General features: G+C 70.1%; 15 protein-coding genes. 14 read left to right on the top strand and 1 reads right to left on the bottom strand.

The features are described from left to right. The first annotated feature begins 17 nt into the window (after window positions 1-17). The 9 genes from MB1_RS17720 to MB1_RS17680 all read left to right on the top strand — a co-directional run bounded on the left by MB1_RS17720 (window position 18) and on the right by MB1_RS17680 (window position 7646). On the top strand, window positions 18-914 hold the full coding sequence (locus MB1_RS17720; protein ID WP_066910295.1) for an aldose 1-epimerase family protein: 897 nt from the start codon (window positions 18-20) through the stop codon (window positions 912-914). Between the two features lie 139 nt (window positions 915-1053). Continuing rightward, entirely contained in the window at window positions 1054-2403 is a 1350-nt protein-coding gene (locus MB1_RS17715; RefSeq protein ID WP_066910292.1) for a GIY-YIG nuclease family protein, read from the top strand. Window positions 2404-2553: 150 nt separating this feature from the next. Continuing rightward, window positions 2554-3933 carry an FAD-binding oxidoreductase gene (locus MB1_RS17710; RefSeq protein WP_066910289.1) on the top strand — a complete coding sequence of 460 codons (1380 nt, stop codon included), beginning with the start codon at window positions 2554-2556 and terminating at the stop codon, window positions 3931-3933. Window positions 3934-4341: 408 nt separating this feature from the next. Continuing rightward, window positions 4342-4707, top strand: a complete 366-nt coding sequence (locus MB1_RS17705; protein ID WP_066910286.1) for a roadblock/LC7 domain-containing protein — start codon at window positions 4342-4344, stop codon at window positions 4705-4707. Window positions 4708-4713: 6 nt separating this feature from the next. After that, window positions 4714-5322 (top strand): protoglobin domain-containing protein, encoded by a 609-nt coding sequence (locus MB1_RS17700; RefSeq protein WP_218000264.1) that lies wholly within the window; start codon window positions 4714-4716, stop codon window positions 5320-5322. 20 nt (window positions 5323-5342) lie between these two features. Beyond that, window positions 5343-5945 carry an OmpA family protein gene (locus MB1_RS17695; protein ID WP_066910283.1) on the top strand — a complete coding sequence of 201 codons (603 nt, stop codon included), beginning with the start codon at window positions 5343-5345 and terminating at the stop codon, window positions 5943-5945. Between the two features lie 10 nt (window positions 5946-5955). Then, the gene (locus tag MB1_RS17690; protein WP_066910280.1) at window positions 5956-6534 is read left to right on the top strand and encodes a hypothetical protein; all 579 of its coding nucleotides are present in this window, start codon (window positions 5956-5958) and stop codon (window positions 6532-6534) included. Further along, window positions 6534-7151, top strand: coding sequence for a GTP-binding protein (locus tag MB1_RS17685; RefSeq protein ID WP_066910277.1), 618 nt, complete (start codon window positions 6534-6536; stop codon window positions 7149-7151). Before MB1_RS17690 ends, MB1_RS17685 begins: the two co-directional genes overlap by 1 nt. Window positions 7152-7154: 3 nt before the next feature. After that, window positions 7155-7646, top strand: a complete 492-nt coding sequence (locus MB1_RS17680; RefSeq protein WP_066910274.1) for a roadblock/LC7 domain-containing protein — start codon at window positions 7155-7157, stop codon at window positions 7644-7646. Here MB1_RS17680 and MB1_RS17675 read toward each other — a convergent pair. After that, complete coding sequence (locus tag MB1_RS17675; RefSeq protein WP_245650244.1) at window positions 7594-9108, bottom strand: flavin-containing monooxygenase; 1515 nt, start codon at window positions 9106-9108, stop codon at window positions 7594-7596. The two genes, MB1_RS17680 and MB1_RS17675, sit on opposite strands and share 53 nt — an antisense overlap. A 102-nt stretch (window positions 9109-9210) precedes the next feature. Between MB1_RS17675 and dinB the strand changes: the two genes are divergently transcribed. The 5 genes from dinB (at window position 9211) to MB1_RS17650 (ending at window position 14785) form a co-directional block, all read left to right on the top strand. Next, a complete protein-coding gene (gene dinB, locus MB1_RS17670) occupies window positions 9211-10461 on the top strand; it encodes a DNA polymerase IV (protein WP_084352070.1) in 1251 nt (416 codons plus the stop codon). Between the two features lie 4 nt (window positions 10462-10465). Next, the gene (locus MB1_RS17665) at window positions 10466-11062 is read left to right on the top strand and encodes a winged helix-turn-helix domain-containing protein (protein WP_066910271.1); all 597 of its coding nucleotides are present in this window, start codon (window positions 10466-10468) and stop codon (window positions 11060-11062) included. Between the two features lie 165 nt (window positions 11063-11227). Then, window positions 11228-12241 carry an alpha/beta fold hydrolase gene (locus tag MB1_RS17660; RefSeq protein WP_066910268.1) on the top strand — a complete coding sequence of 338 codons (1014 nt, stop codon included), beginning with the start codon at window positions 11228-11230 and terminating at the stop codon, window positions 12239-12241. Between the two features lie 101 nt (window positions 12242-12342). Further along, a complete protein-coding gene (locus MB1_RS17655; RefSeq protein ID WP_066910265.1) occupies window positions 12343-14253 on the top strand; it encodes an FAD/NAD(P)-binding protein in 1911 nt (636 codons plus the stop codon). 46 nt (window positions 14254-14299) lie between these two features. Beyond that, window positions 14300-14785, top strand: a complete 486-nt coding sequence (locus MB1_RS17650) for an SRPBCC family protein (RefSeq protein WP_066910262.1) — start codon at window positions 14300-14302, stop codon at window positions 14783-14785. Window positions 14786-14825: the final 40 nt, after the last annotated feature.

The raw sequence follows: 14825 nt of genomic DNA, 5'->3' as shown, positions 1-14825 counted from the left end.
GGAGTTATGCTCCCCCCATGGCGCTCTCCGGCAAGCACCTGACGATCGTCGATGGCGGCCAGCGCGCCACGATTGCCGAGGTGGGCGCCTCGCTGGCCGCCTACTCGGTCGGCACGCGGGTGATTTGCCCCGATTATCCCGATGATGAACTGCCTCCCAAGGGAAGTGGCGCCATCCTGGTGCCCTGGCCCAACCGGGTGGCCGGTGGGCGATACACCTTCGACGGTGTCGCCCAGCAACTCCCGCTGACCGAGCCGGACAAGCGCAACGCCATCCACGGCTTCGGTCGGTGGGATCGTTGGTCGGTCATCGCCGACGACTCCTCGTCGGTCAGCCTCAGTCTGGATATCGTTCCGCAGAAGGGATATCCCTTCGAGATCCGTGCGGGCGTCACGTACGCCCTCGGTCCGAGCGGTCTGACCGTGACGATGACCGCCCGCAATATCGGCACGACCGCCGCCCCCTTCGGCGCCGGCGCGCACCCCTTCCTCACCACCGGCGAAACCCCGCTCGACGACGTGGAACTCACCGTTCCCGCGGACGCGCGGATCGTCGTCGACGATGCCGCGATCCCGATCGGCGTCGCTCCGGCCGACGGCGACGACGCCCTCGACGGCCGCCCACTCGGCGCACGCCGCTTCGACACCGGCTTCGGCGCCGTCCGCTTCGTCGACGGCACCGCCACCGCGGCGATGACCGCCGGCGGATCGACCACCGAACTGTGGTGGGATTCCGCATTCCCCTTCACCCAGATCTTCACCGTCGACGACCTCGGCGGATCGGGGCCTGCGGTCGCGATCGAACCGATGAGTTGCCCCGCGAACGCCTTCAACAGCGGCGAGGCCCTGGTGGTGCTCAACCCCGGCGACCGCTGGCAGGGCTCCTGGGGCATCCGACCGGCCGATATCAGTTAGCCTCGGATCCGGCCGATCCGCTTCCGAAGTCCTCCGTAAACAGGTTTATCGCCTCCTTTCCGATCACGGTGCGACCATCGGTGCAATACTGTCGCTCGATCACAGACCCGATGGAACGATTCGGTGAGGCAGAGACGACATGGCAGCGGAACCACGGTTCGGCGCGCGGCACGCGCGCCTCACCGCGCTGCTGGCCAAACGTCTCGACGCCGCCCGACCCGCATCGTCACCCACGGCCGCCGCCCGGCCGCAGCGCCCCGTCGAGCGCACCGATCCCGCCGGCGACCGGATCGACAGCCGCCATTCGAGGCGCCCCGACCGGCGCGGGCCCGCGGCCGCACCCACCCTGCATTCGAACGGCGGCCTCTGCCCGCCGCCGCGGCATCCCCTTTCGGCGGCGATTCCGGCCGCCGATACGGACTCCGACGAGATCGACCGGCGGCGTGCCGCTCTGCGCCTGTGGGCGAATCGGCACGGCCTGGTGCACGAGGTGCGCCCCGCCGATCCGCGCCGCCTGCAGGAGGTTCTCGACTCCCTCGGCGAGGGTGAGGACGGGCGCTATCTCCTCGAATTCGAGGACGGCAGCTGCTACGTCGACCGCACCGACAAGCTGCCCGGCCGGCTGCGACGGCATCTCGCCGCTCACCGCGATATCGCCGGGGTCCGCTTCGGTCCGGACCCGACCGGCGCCGCGCCGCCGTTGGACGAGTTGGTCGCCTTCGAGCTCGAGTACGCCGACACCGATTCCGAAAGCCACCTGGTCCGCCGGCTCGACGTCGATCCGTACGGCGACACCCCATCGACCAATGGACTGAGCGGACTGGTCGGCCGCGAGCTGCAGGAACGGTGGTTCGAGCATCCCGACCTGGTCAATCGCGGCGACCTCGACGGCGAACGCCGGATCGACCCGGCCAATCCGATCTTCGCGGCCGCCACCGCCGACGCGGCGCTGATCCGGGAACAGCACGGCGGGATCGCCGACGCCGTCATCGACTTCCTCGGCGGCTACCTGCGGTACTGCCTGCCCTTCCCGCTGCGTACCGAGTACGACTTCTGGACCCTCTCGGGCCTGCCCGGCGAGACCCGCGGACGCGGCTCGCAGGTGGTGGTCGCGGCCCTGTCGATCGGATGGACCGAGGCGATCTCGATCGTCCTCGACCACACGACCGGCGCACTGCACGGGACGCTGCTGATCGACGGAACCGAACTGATCGGCGATCCTCCGCGGACCACCGACGCCTCCTACCTGCGGATGCACCACCCCACCGTCGAGCAGGCCCCGGTGGCACATCACAGCGGCCGCAGCGGCAGCCTGCTGCTGCGCAGCGACGACCCCGCCGCCCTCGCCCGGCTGATCGACGACACCGCGATCACCCGCGCGGCCGCCACCGCCGCGCTCTATCTGATGCGCGGCCGTCCCGCCCCGCCGACCCGGCGCAGCGTGCACAGCCCGCGGTTGGTCTCCGACATCCTCAGCGCCCAGTCCTGATTGGCCGGTATCCCGCAGCAGCACGGTTCGCCAGAACCGTGCCGACGGACCGGCGGACCGGGCTAGGGTGACAGGGCATCCGTCGACCCGAGTACGTCGGAGACCGCGCAGCCGCGCGGGAGGCAGCCGCCGCCGGCGAGAGGATCCGCGATGACCGCCACCGACCGGGACGCTCGACTCGACGCGCTGGTCGATCGCCTACCCGACGGCATGGTCGTCACCGATCCGGACATCATCGAGGGCTACCGACGCGACCGGGCCGCCGATCCCGACGCGGGCGTTCCGCTGGCGGTCGTCCGCCCGACCACCACCGAGCACGTCCGGATCGCGCTGCGATGGGCGAACGAACACACGATCGCGGTGGTACCCCGCGGCGCCGGGACCGGACTGTCCGGTGGGGCGAGCGCGGTCGAGGGCGGGATCGTCCTGACCACCGAACGCATGCGCGCATTGGCGGTCGACCCGGTGACCCGCACGGCCACCGTCGGTCCCGGTTTGCTCAACGCCGAGGTCAAGGCGGCCGTCGCCGAACACGGCCTGTGGTACCCGCCGGATCCGTCGTCGTTCGAGATCTGCTCGATCGGCGGCAACGCGGCCACCAACGCCGGCGGCCTGTGCTGTGTGAAGTACGGCATGACCACCGACTACGTCCTGGGACTCGAGGTGGTCCTGGCGGACGGGACGGCCATCCGCCTCGGTGGTCCGCGCCTGAAGGATTCGGCCGGTCTGTCGTTGACGAAGCTCTTCGTCGGTAGCGAGGGAACCCTCGGCGTCATTACCGAAGTAACGGTGCGGCTTATCCCACCGCAGCCACCGCGCAGCACCATTGTTGCAACCTTTGAAAGCGTTGATGCCGCCACCGAAGCCGTTCTTGCCATTGTTCGCGAAATGCGGCCGGCAATGCTGGAATTCATGGACAGAACGAGCATCCGCGCCGTGGAATCCGTCCTGAATATGGGCCTGGACACCACGGCGGGCGCGTTGTTGATCGCCCAATCGGATTCCCCGGGCGACGATCGCGCTCGGGAGACGACGCGGATGACCGAACTGTTCACCGCCGGCGGCGCGAGCGAGGTCTTCGCGACCGACGACCCCGCGGATGGCGAGAGCTTCACCGCGGCAAGGCGTTTTGCGATTCCCGCCATGGAGAAGATCGGGCCGCTCCTCCTCGAGGACGTCGGGGTGCCGCTGCCGGCGTTGCCCACCCTGATCGACGGCATCGAGCAGATCGCGGAACGTCACGCGGTCACCTGCGCGGTGATCGCCCACGCCGGCGACGGCAATACCCACCCGCTGATCGTGCACGATCCGACCGATCCGGAGCAGACGGCGCGGGCCCAGCGCGCCTTCGGCGACATCATGGATCTCGCAATCTCACTGGGGGGCACCATAACCGGAGAGCACGGTGTAGGCCGACTCAAGAAGGCGTGGCTGCCGGATCAGGTGGGCGAGGACGTGATGGAGTTGAGTCGACGCATCAAGTCCGCGCTCGATCCGAGCGGGATTCTCAACCCGGGCGCTGTCCTGTGACCCGACCCGCCGCCACGGGCGACCCAACCTCCCGCAGTGGGGTGACCGGCAGCGGATCGGCGGGTTCGACAGGCCGGTTCACCCGCCGTTTGTATTGCTGCACGGACAGGTATGTATTGATGCATTCGACTGCGTCCGTGCGGCGAAGCCGTCACCGGGTTCCCGGAAATTCCCGGTATACGGGAGGTCAGTTCCCGAACGAGCAATCTTAACGGGCGTCCGGTTCGATTTTCGGCCGTCCGTGCGCTAGCGTGCATGCTGGATCGCGCAGGGTCGCCGAACGGGGGGCGGACGACTCCATGTGCCGTCCGCACGGCGGATCGATGGCACCCCCCGAATGGTGTGGGCACCTGTTCCGCGGTGACGCCGACAAAGCCAGACAATGGCTTGAGAAGGGACAGCCCACCAGTGAGCACGCAGGAAGACTTGACCCAGGTCATCTGGGCCATCAGGCGCTCGATTCCCGAATTGACGGGTGTGATGATCGCCTCCGTCGACGGTTTGGCGATCGCGCACGACTTCCCCGAGGCCGATGCCGAGCGGATCGCCGCCATGGCGGCCACCGCCCTCGGTCTCGGCAAGAGGGTCTCGGAGCGGACCAACCTCGGCGAGATGGCCGAGACCGTGATCCGAGGCTCCCAGGGATATCTGGTCGTATACGCCGCCGGCGAGAACGCCGTCCTGGTGCTGGCCGGCCCGTCGAACAGCAACCTCGGCCTGATGCGTATCGAGGCACGCTCGGCGTCGGCGCACATCGCCACGACCCTTCGGTAGGCGATCGTGGAAATCAAGGACATGCACGAGGTGGCCCGGACCGCCCGCGAGCAGATGCCGCCGCATACCGCCTTCCGCGACGAGGACGAGGTGGTCCTCGCGGCCAACCGCGAGTTCCTCGCCGGTCTGGAGGACACGCTGGTCAAGGCGTTCTACGACACGCTGTTCGCGCATCCCCCGACCGCCGAGGTCTTCATCGAGGGCGAGCGGCCCAATCGTGAGAAGACGCTGTCGGACTGGTGGCAGCGGACGGTGGAGGGCCCGCACGACGATGACTACTTCGCCTGGATGGCGATGGTCGGTCTGGTGCACGTCATCCGCGGCGTCTCGAACCCCATGATGCTGGGGATGTCGGACTTCGTCTCGCGCGCCGTGGAGGAACTGGCCCGCGGCGCCCTGACCCACGACGACGTCGCCGCCCTCAGCGAGGCCTACCGACGCCTGACCGCCACCGTCTCGTCCGTGATCACCTACGGCTACGACATGGCGATCGAGAAGGCGCTCTACGACGTCGCCGGTATGCCGGTCGAACTGCTCCACCGGCTGCGCAACCAGGAAATCTCCCGTGAACTGTCCACCGCCCGAGAACAACTGGGGCGGAAGCGGTTCGAGTAATCGGTCCGAAAGGAGATCGCGTGCGGGTCTCGGTATCCGCCCGGATCACCGCGGCCGTCGCGATTCTGGTCGCGGTGATCGCGGCCGGGTCGGCATGGACGGCCGAACGAGTGTCGGCCGAGTCCACCACTACAACGTCCGCGTCGTCGACCGGCGGTACGACATCGGTATCCCCAGCCCCGGAACCGACCACTCCGCCCACCACGACGCAGCCGGATCCGGCCACCGCCCAGCCGAATCCCGTTCCCGTTCCGCCCGGCCCGGACCAGCTCCCCGAGTCGGGGCTCGGAGCACCGCCACAGGAACACGTGCTCTTCCGCGTCGGGGTCGGCGCGGTCGATCCGCAGCAGGTGCCGGGTGTGCAGCGGGTCGCCGACTACCTGCTGGCCCATCCGAACGTGCCGGTGCGGGTCGAGGGCCATACCGACTCGAGCGGTGAGGAAGCGGTGAACCAGTGGCTCTCGGAACAGCGGGCACGGTCGGTCGCCGGCGTCCTCGAGGCGCACGGAGTGGCGCCCGATCGGATCACCGTCGTCGGCCTGTCCACCACGCGGAACGTGGCCGACAACGCCACCGAAGCCGGCCGAGCGGCCAACCGTCGTGTCGAATTCTCTTTCGGGTAAGGCTGAATTGATGTCAGGCTGGATGCACACCTTCACGATGGCGGCGGTCCCCCTCACCATCACGGCAATCCTCGCAGTGCTGCTCGGCATATGGATCGGGCGCGGACTGCGGCGGTCCGACCCGGCCGCCACGGCGGCGGTCGCCCCCGACGACACGCCGACCGCGGTGCTGCCCGTCGCGGCGCCGGCCGCACCCGATGCGGCGGAATCCGCGCCGCAGGACGGGCCCGAGGAGCCGACGACCTTCCCGGAACAGCCGGACCTCGCCGAGCAACTCGTGGCGGCCGAGGAACGGATCGCCGTCCTGGCCGGCCGGCTCGAGTCGGAGAACAAGCGCCATCAGATCGAGTTCGGCCGTTTGGAATCCGGTGCGCTCGCCGCCCTGGACGGGGCGATCGCCAAGGGCAACGCGCGCGCGATCGAGCTGGGGGACGCCCTCGACGAGATGCGCAAGCGCAGCCGCCTGATGCAGGGCCAGATCGAGTACTGGACGCGGCGATCGGAGACGCTCGAGCAGTTCCTGTCCGAGCGCGATGCCCGGCTGGCCGAGATCACGGCCGAATTGGACAACAGTCGAAGGGAACAGTGATGAAAGAGCGTCCGGTCGTCATCGGCAATCGCGCGCGTCGTCAGGTCGCCTTCGTCGGACCGTACGGGGTGGGCAAGACCACCGCCGTGCGCAGCCTCTCGGATCTGCCGGTGGTCAGCACCGAGGTCCGCACCATCGGGGTCCGCGGCGCCGCGCAGCCGGATACCAAGTCCTCCACCACCGTCGGCATCGACTACGGGCAGTGGCGCGGACCCGAGGGCGTCGTCGGACTCTACGGAACGCCCGGCCAGGAGCGTTTCGACACGATCCGCAACCAGGCGGTATCCGCGTCGACCAGCCTGGTGCTGTTGGTATTCGGGCACATCGACAACGCGCTCGACGAGGCCGACCGCTGGCTCGAACGTCTGGACGCCGGTGAGCTGGGCATCAAGCTCACCGTCGCCGTCACCCGCCTGCAGGATGCCGCCGATCGCGATCTCGACGACTTCCGGGACGTCCTCGACCGCTACGACACCGACATCGCGCTCGAGTCGGCGGACCCCCGGAACAGGGACGACATCGCACGGGTTGTCATGTCCGCGCTACGACTTCCGGCACTTCGACGTCCGAAACAGCCGACCACGACTCTGCACGTCGTGCGCGAGGAGGTGGGGTAGACCATGACCGCAACATCCGCACCCCGGTGGACCACGCGGGGCCGGCATTCCCGCCCCGACCCCGACTGGCCGACCGGCGAGGACTGGGAGGATCGCGCCGAACGCATCGGCGTGGCCGCCACCCCGCTGCTCGAGGATCTCCTGGACGAGTTCCCGGAGTCGATCGTCGCCATGGTCTGCACCGGCGCCGGGTTCAACCTGTGCGCGGTCGGATTGACCGAGGAGGCCGTCGGACGCTTTGCGGCGCTGTCGAGCTCGCTGCACGCGGTGTCGAGCGCCTCGGTCGGCGCGCTGCCGGGCGAGAAGGAGGCCGAACCGCTCGACGTCGTGTCGGTCCAGGCCGGCAGGACGCTGCTGCTGTCGATCACCTTCGAGCACCCCGACTTCGGTGAGCTGGTCCTGGCAGCGGCGGTCGCCGAGGTCACCCTGGGCGAGCTGCTGCTCAAATGCCGGATGACCTCGACGAAGCTGGCCCGCGAACTCGCGAAGATCTGACCGCGGCGGGGTCGCTCTCCCGCGTGCCGGACCACTCCAGGCCGTTGTCCAGGGAGGCGCGCGATACCGCCCACAGGTCGCGCACCACGTTCTTGTCCATCGCCCACGGGTAGCGCCCGGTGGTGCGGGGCATGCGGTCGACCGACCGGGCGAGGTAGCCGGACTTCATGTCCATCAACGGATGTGAGTCCCGAACCTCGGACAGCCGCGGTGTCACCACGGCGGCGTCGCCGTCGCGCAGGCGCCCGATCACCCGGGTCAGCAGGCGGGCGGTCGCATCGGAGCGCACCGTCCACGACAGGTTGATGTACCCGATGCAGTAGCCGAAGTTCGGCACTCCGCTCAGCAGGGCGCCCAGGTAGGCGAAGCGCTCGCCCACCCGCACCGGCTCGCCGTCGACGATCATGTCGATATCACCGAAGATCTTGATGGACAAGCCGGTTGCCGTGATGATGATGTCCGCCGGAATCAGCTCGCCGGAGCCGGTGACGATCCCCTCGGGGACCACCCGGTCGACGGTATCGGTCACCATGCGCACCGAACCGTTGCGCACCGCCCGGAACAGGTCACCGTCGGAGGCGACGCAGAGCCGCTGCTCCCAGGGGTTGTACGGCGGGGTGAAGTGCTCCTCGACCGCCTCGGGACCGACCTGGCGGCGGGCCCGCCCGAGCAGCAGCGCGCGCACCTTCGCCGGAAAGTGCCGGGCCAGTTGGAACAACGCCCAGTTACCGACGATGTTCTTCACCGTCGCGGCCCGGTGCGCGGGCCCCGCGGGCAGCAGCCGCCGCAGCAGTCCGTCCGATGGATCGCGACGCGGCCGGGACAGCACATACGTCGGCGTGCGCTGCAGCATCGTCACCTCGGCGGCGTCCTCGGCGATCGCCGGGACGATCGTGATCGCCGTCGCGCCGCTGCCGATCACCACCACCCTCTTGTCGCGGTAGTCGAGATCGCTCGGCCAGAACTGCGGATGCACCACCGTCCCGGTGAAGTCCTCGATACCGGGGAACCGCGGATCGTGCGGGTGGTCGTAGTCGTAGTACCCGGTGGCGCTGATCAGGAATCGGGTCCGCAGTTCGCCGATACCGTCCGGGCCCGCGACGGTGACCGTCCACCGCTGCTCGGCCGACGACCAGTTCGCCGCGCGCACCTCGGTCGAGTAGCGGATGTGGCGATCGATCCCGAAGCGCTGCGCGGTGTCGGCCAGATAGTCGAGAAGCTCGCCGCCGGCGACGATCGTGTCGCGGCCGGGGAAGGGATGGAACGGGAAGCTCAGGGTGTAGACGTCGGAGTCGGAGCGCACGCCCGGGTAGCGGAAGAGATCCCAGGTGCCGCCGAGGTTCTCCCGCCGTTCGAGGATCAGGTACGACAGGTCCGGGAACGCCTCCTGCAGGCGGTAGGCGATGTTGATACCCGACAGCCCCGCCCCGATGATCAGGACATCGGTCTCGACGGTGTCCACAGCCCCTCCTCCGATCCGTTCCGATAATCCCACTATTCCACCGCCCGCCCCGCTCGCGCCGGCGCCGTTTCACCCGCGCATGTCGGTGGTGGATGCGAACATATGTTCGTGTCGCCTGCATCGTCCGACCGGGGAGCCTGCATCCTGCATGCCGACCTGGACGCCTTCTTCGCGTCGGTTCACCAACGCGACGACCCGACGCTGCGCGGACGGCCGGTGATCGTCGGGCCCGGGGTGGTCCTGGCCGCGAGTTATGCCGCCAAGCGCCGCGGCGTGCGCACCGCGATGGGGGTGCGCACCGCCCTGCTGCTGTGCCCGGAGGCGATCGTGGTGACGCCGCGCTTCGCCGCCTATACCCGGGCGAGCAAGGACGTCTTCGCGATCTTCCGGGACACCACCCCCATCGTCGAGGGCATCTCGATCGACGAGGCGTTCCTCGACGTCGGCGGCCTGCGGCGGACCGCGGGTGATCCGGTCACCATCGCGGCGGCGCTGCGCGCGCGGGTCGCCGCGCAGGTCGGCCTCGACATCACCGTCGGAGTCGCGCGCACGAAGTTCCTGGCCAAGGTCGCCAGCGGAGTCGCGAAGCCGAACGGCCTGCTGCTGGTCGAGCCCGATCGCGAGCTCGAATTCCTGCACCCCCTGCCGATCGAGCGGCTCTGGGGTGTCGGTGCCAAGACCGCGGCCAAGCTGCACGCGGTCGGGCTGCGGACGGTGGGCGATGTCGCGCGGATCGACGCGGTGACGTTGGTGTCGCTGCTCGGGCCCGCCGCCGGGCACCATTTGCACGCCCTGGCCGTGGGGCACGATCCGAGGCCGGTGGTCACCGGTCGGGGGCGGCGCAGCGTCGGCGCGCAGCGGGCGCTCGGCCGCGGGCGACGCAGCGCCGAGGACATCGACGCCGTGGTCACCGGCCTGGTCGAACGGGTGACCAGCCGGATGCGCGACGGCGGCCACCGCGGTCGTACGGTGGTGCTGCGCCTGCGTTTCGACGACTACACCCGCGCCACCCGGTCGCGGACGCTGCCCGATCCGACCGCCCGCACCACCGATGTGCTCGACGCCGCCCGCCGCCTGGTCACCGAGTCGTGGTCGATGATCTGCGATCGCGGGATCACCCTGGTGGGCATCGCGGTGACGAATCTCGGGGACTCGGCCGACCAGCTCGAACTGCCCTTCGCCGAGGCCCCGGCCACGCTCGACGACACCCTCGACGAGATCCGCCGGCGCTTCGGATCCCGCGCGGTCACCCGCACCCGCATGCTCGGTCGCGGCTCGCACGACACCCTCACCTCGACCGCGCACGAGCTTGCCTCCACCGACCCGCGCGCCCACCGGAACGTGCCACCATGACCGCATGCTGATTCCGGGCCCGATCCTCGCGCGGGTGGCCACCGGTGAGGTCACCGTCGCCTTTCGGGCGTGGCTGCGGCCCACGGTCAAGGCGGGCGGCACGCTGATCACGCGGATCGGGGCCCTGGCGATCGACAGCGTCGACCCGATCGATCCGGCGACGATCACCGCCGAGGACGCGCTGCGCGCCGGTTATGCCCATCCGGACGCTGCTCGCGCGGGGTTGCGAGCCGGCGAGGGGCGCCGGGTTTATCGGATCGGCTTTCATCTCGGTGGGGACGATCCGCGCATCGCCCTGCGCGAGGAGGTCGACCTGACCGATGCGCAGTGGTCGGCGCTGACGGCCCGCCTGGACCGGATGGACGCCCGCTCGGCGACCGGCCCGTGGACCCGCGAGGTACTCGGCCTGATCCGCGATAATCCCGCGGTGGTGTCGACCGTTCTGGCGGAGGCGATCGGGCTGCCCCGCCCGGAACTCAAGACCCGCATCCGCCGGCTCAAGGCGATGGGGCTGACCGAATCCCTCGACGTCGGCTACCGGCTCTCACCGCGCGGGCAGGCGGCGCTGAACCGCGAGGTCACAGTCGATCCCACCTCGTGAGGGCACTCACAAACGGTACGCTCGCACCGGAAAACTCCCCTAGTCTCGGCTGGTCACAGGTGACCGCATGCGGCTACCGACTCGGCTCAGATACCGACCGGCCGTTCAACCGCAGGACCGATACATCGGCGCCGACTCCCGGCCCCGGTCGAGGAGGAACCCGGTATGGCGTCCACGTCCCTGCCCCGCATATCCGGTCGTTCCGGGCGTGATGTCGGACCACACCCCCCGGATGCCGGGCGGCAGCTGACCACCGACTTTCCGACGATCGGCGGCTATCGCCTGCGCAGGCTTTCGAGCGAATGCGGCCTGGATGGCGCCCCGACGCTGGTCATGCTGCACGGGTTCTCCGATTCGGCGGATACCTGGCGTCCGATGGCGCGCTATCTGCGTCATCGCGCCCACCTGGTCGCGGTCGACCTGCCGAGCTTCGGACGCAGCGAGCAGCTGCAGGTCGGGCGCGCCACCCCGGATACCCCCGCGCCGGTCTACCCGGAACTGGATCGGGTGGTCGACGCGGTGCTCGACCACGTCGACGCGTCGACACCCGGTCCTGTGGTCCTGATCGGCAACTCACTCGGCGGCGCACTGACCCTGCGCGCGGCGCGCCGCCGCCCCGACCTGGCGGCGGCGATCGCGCTGGCGCCGGCCAATATCGGGCTGCGCGGTTGGCTCGGCGGGCCGCTGCTGTCCGGGGCGAAGCGGGTGGCCCGGCTTCCGCTGCCGCACCCGTTGACCCGGCCCTTCGAGGCGGCGGCGGTCGCGATGACCATTCCCGCCCACCCCGCGCGCCTGACCGGGCTGCGGCAGGGCTGGATGTTCAGCAATCACATGGGCGCCGCCCGGATGCGCCACCAACTCGCGATCGCCCGGCGCATCATCGCCGAGTCGGTCTCCGACTTCCCCACCCCCGACCTCCCGGCGCCCGGCGCCCGGTCGACCGACGTTCCGGCGAGCCGCACACCGGTGCTGCTGGTGGTGGGCGATCACGATCGGTTGGTCACCGTCGAACGGGCGCAGGAGGCCGCCGCCGCTCTGGGAGCGGACACCGATGTGGTGGTGATGTCGCACACCGGCCACTGCCCGCAGAGCGAGCGACCGCGCAAGACCGCAGGCTACGTGCTGCGCCTGCTCGAGGATCGGCACGTCACCGGCCTACCGCCGACAGCATCCGCCTGATCGCAACCCCGGGCAGCGCCACCCCGCGGTGGTAAAGGTGGGCGCATGAATGCCTCCGCCGCCGTCCGGGACGGTCGAACGCCGACGATCCACGCCGCTCGATGAGCGGATCCGATCCTCTGGTCATCGGCGTGGTCGGCGCGGGGCCATCCGCGTCGTCGCTGCTGGAGCGGCTGGTCGCCAACCTGTCGAGCGCGCCCGTCGCACGGCCGATCCGGGTGGTGCTGATCGATCCGCATCGTCCCGGCTCCGGGCGGGTGTGGAGCGCGCAGAACCACCCCGGACTGTGGATGAACTCATTGGCACGAGATGTCACGATGTTCACCGACGACACCTCGACGATCGACGGGCCGATCCGACCCGGGCCCACCCTCGAGGAGTGGGCCGCCGAGGTGAGCGACGAGGATCTGGTCGGCCGGGCGGACGCCGACCTGACCGCCGAGATCCGGGGTCTCAGCGGAACCAGCTTTCCGAGCCGCCGCGTGCAATCCGCCTACCTCGATTGGTTCTTCGCCCACACCCTGGCCGATCTACCCGACGGTGTGCGGGTGCTGACGGTGCGGGGCGTCGCGGTCGATCTGCACGACATCCCGGGCGGGCGGCAGCGCATCGACCTCGCCGACGGCGGCTCGGTCGAGGCGGACGCGGTCGTGCTCGCCCTGGGCCACCTCGACGCGCAGGCTCCGGAGCCGCCCCCTGCACCGCTGCTGCACATCCCGGCCGGGCATACCGCCGAATTGGAATGGGGCGGCATCGAATCCGGCGAGCCGGTGATCGTGCGGGGCTTCGGCCAGGCGTTCACCGACCTGGTCGTGCTGCTCACCGAGGGGCGCGGCGGGCGCTTCGAGACCGACGGCGAGCAGACCCGCTACAGCGCGTCCGGCGACGAGCCGATCCTGTTCGTCGGGTCACGGCGTGGCGTGCCCTACCGGTCCAAGATCGACTACGAGCGCATCGGGCCGCGGGCGCAGTACCCGCACGCCCTCGACCGGCCGACGATCGCCCGGCTGCTCGCCCGCGCCGAGGATCTCGACTTCGGCCGCGATGTCGCCCCCCTGATCCGGCAGGAGACCGAGTGGGGCTACTACCACGAGCTGTTCCTGGCCCACCCCGACCGAACGACGCTGCCCTGGAACGAGTTCGCCGCCGGACTCGACGCGCGCCCCGATGACGCGAGCGCCCCGGACGGCCTGACCCGCAGCCGGTGGATCGCCGCGGCGGTCCCCGATCCTCGGGACATCCTCGACTTCGACACCCTGGATCAGCCCTTTGCCGGGCGCACCTTCGCCGGCCTCGACGAGCTGGGCGGCGCCGTGGAGGCGCACATTCGCGAGGACCTCGCCCGGCGTACCGACCCGTCGTTCAGCGCGGATCTCGGCGCCTTCGAGGCATTGTTGTCCGCCTTCACGGCGATCGGCGCGCTCGCCGAACGGCTTTCACCCCGGTCGCGGGTCGAGGACCTCTCGGCATGGCTGGGCCGGTTCTCCTACTTCGCCAGTGGACCGCCGCCGGCGCGGCTGCGCCAACTGCTGGCATTGGCGGACGCCGGAGTGGTCCGCTTCGTCGGCCCCGGCATGACGGTGACCACCGAGCCGGACGGCTTCGTCGCCGGCAGTTCCGCGCATCCGGAGACGATCCGGGCGCGGGTCCTGGTCGACGCGCGGATCGCCGCCCCGACGACGTCCCGCTCGCGCGACCGGCTGCTACGCACCCTCTTCGAGCGCGGTGAGGTGGTCGAGGAGATCGCCGAAGAGGGCGCCTGGCAGGCGAATACCGGAAAGGTCGTCGTCCGCGGCTCGCGGCTGCAACCGTTGCGCGCGGACGGCTCCTCGCATCCGCGGCGCTATGCGGTCGGCGTCTTCACCAGCCGTCCGGCGGCGGGCACCTTCTCGCGACCGCGGACGAACGCGCCGTCGTTCCGGCAGAACGATGCGATCGCCCGCCACATCCTCGACGATCTCGGTGTCCTGCCGGCTGCCCGGTACCGCGAGGTCGACGATATCGGCGCCTGACGTCGGCGCGCCTATACTCGAAGCCCCCGACGACCGGAGCCTGTGAATGACGAGCTGGACCCCGCTGACGCCGACCGATGACGAGTTCCTGGCGTCCGCACCGATCAAGGCCACCGTGCACGTGGAGGTCCCGGTCCCCATCGAACGACTGTGGGAGTTGATCGTCGCCGACAACGCCCTGACGTCCTGGTCGCCCGCCGTCACCAAGGCGGTGTGGAGCGGGCAGCCGCGCGGTGTCGGCACCACCCGCGAGGTCACGATCGGCGGCGTGGTGACCGTCCGGGAGCGGTTCTACCGGTGGGATGTCAACGAGCGGGCCACCTTTACGGTGCTGTCGGCCAATCGGCCCGGTATCCGACGATTCTCCGAGGACTACGTGCTCAGCGAGACCCCGACCGGTTCGGCGCTGGCCTGGACCGTCGCGGTCGACCTCGGCCGACTCAATATCGCCGGTCCCGTCGTCGTCCCCGCCCTGAAGCTGGCCTTCGGTCAGATGACCAAGGGACTGGCGAAGGTCGCCGCGCGCGGCTGATCTCCCCCGCGGTTCGCGCGCGCGGCGGGGACAAGGGACA

The sequence above is a fragment of the Millisia brevis NBRC 105863 genome (genome assembly GCF_001552615.1).
Classification (GTDB): domain Bacteria; phylum Actinomycetota; class Actinomycetes; order Mycobacteriales; family Mycobacteriaceae; genus Millisia; species Millisia brevis.
The sequence above is the reverse complement of the archived record's forward strand: the minus strand, read 5'-3'. Positions and strand labels throughout refer to the sequence as shown.

Excerpts from the sequence above, each read along its gene's own strand:
- MB1_RS17720 (WP_066910295.1), top strand. The coding sequence starts at position 18 with ATGGCGCTCTCCGGCAAGCACCTGACGATCGTCGATGGCGGCCAGCGC.
- MB1_RS17715 (WP_066910292.1), top strand. The coding sequence starts at position 1,054 with ATGGCAGCGGAACCACGGTTCGGCGCGCGGCACGCGCGCCTCACCGCG.
- MB1_RS17710 (WP_066910289.1), top strand. The coding sequence starts at position 2,554 with ATGACCGCCACCGACCGGGACGCTCGACTCGACGCGCTGGTCGATCGC.
- MB1_RS17690 (WP_066910280.1), top strand. The coding sequence starts at position 5,956 with ATGTCAGGCTGGATGCACACCTTCACGATGGCGGCGGTCCCCCTCACC.
- MB1_RS17685 (WP_066910277.1), top strand. The coding sequence starts at position 6,534 with ATGAAAGAGCGTCCGGTCGTCATCGGCAATCGCGCGCGTCGTCAGGTC.
- MB1_RS17680 (WP_066910274.1), top strand. The coding sequence starts at position 7,155 with ATGACCGCAACATCCGCACCCCGGTGGACCACGCGGGGCCGGCATTCC.
- dinB (WP_084352070.1), top strand. The coding sequence starts at position 9,211 with ATGTTCGTGTCGCCTGCATCGTCCGACCGGGGAGCCTGCATCCTGCAT.
- MB1_RS17665 (WP_066910271.1), top strand. The coding sequence starts at position 10,466 with ATGCTGATTCCGGGCCCGATCCTCGCGCGGGTGGCCACCGGTGAGGTC.
- MB1_RS17660 (WP_066910268.1), top strand. The coding sequence starts at position 11,228 with ATGGCGTCCACGTCCCTGCCCCGCATATCCGGTCGTTCCGGGCGTGAT.
- MB1_RS17655 (WP_066910265.1), top strand. The coding sequence starts at position 12,343 with ATGAGCGGATCCGATCCTCTGGTCATCGGCGTGGTCGGCGCGGGGCCA.
- MB1_RS17650 (WP_066910262.1), top strand. The coding sequence starts at position 14,300 with ATGACGAGCTGGACCCCGCTGACGCCGACCGATGACGAGTTCCTGGCG.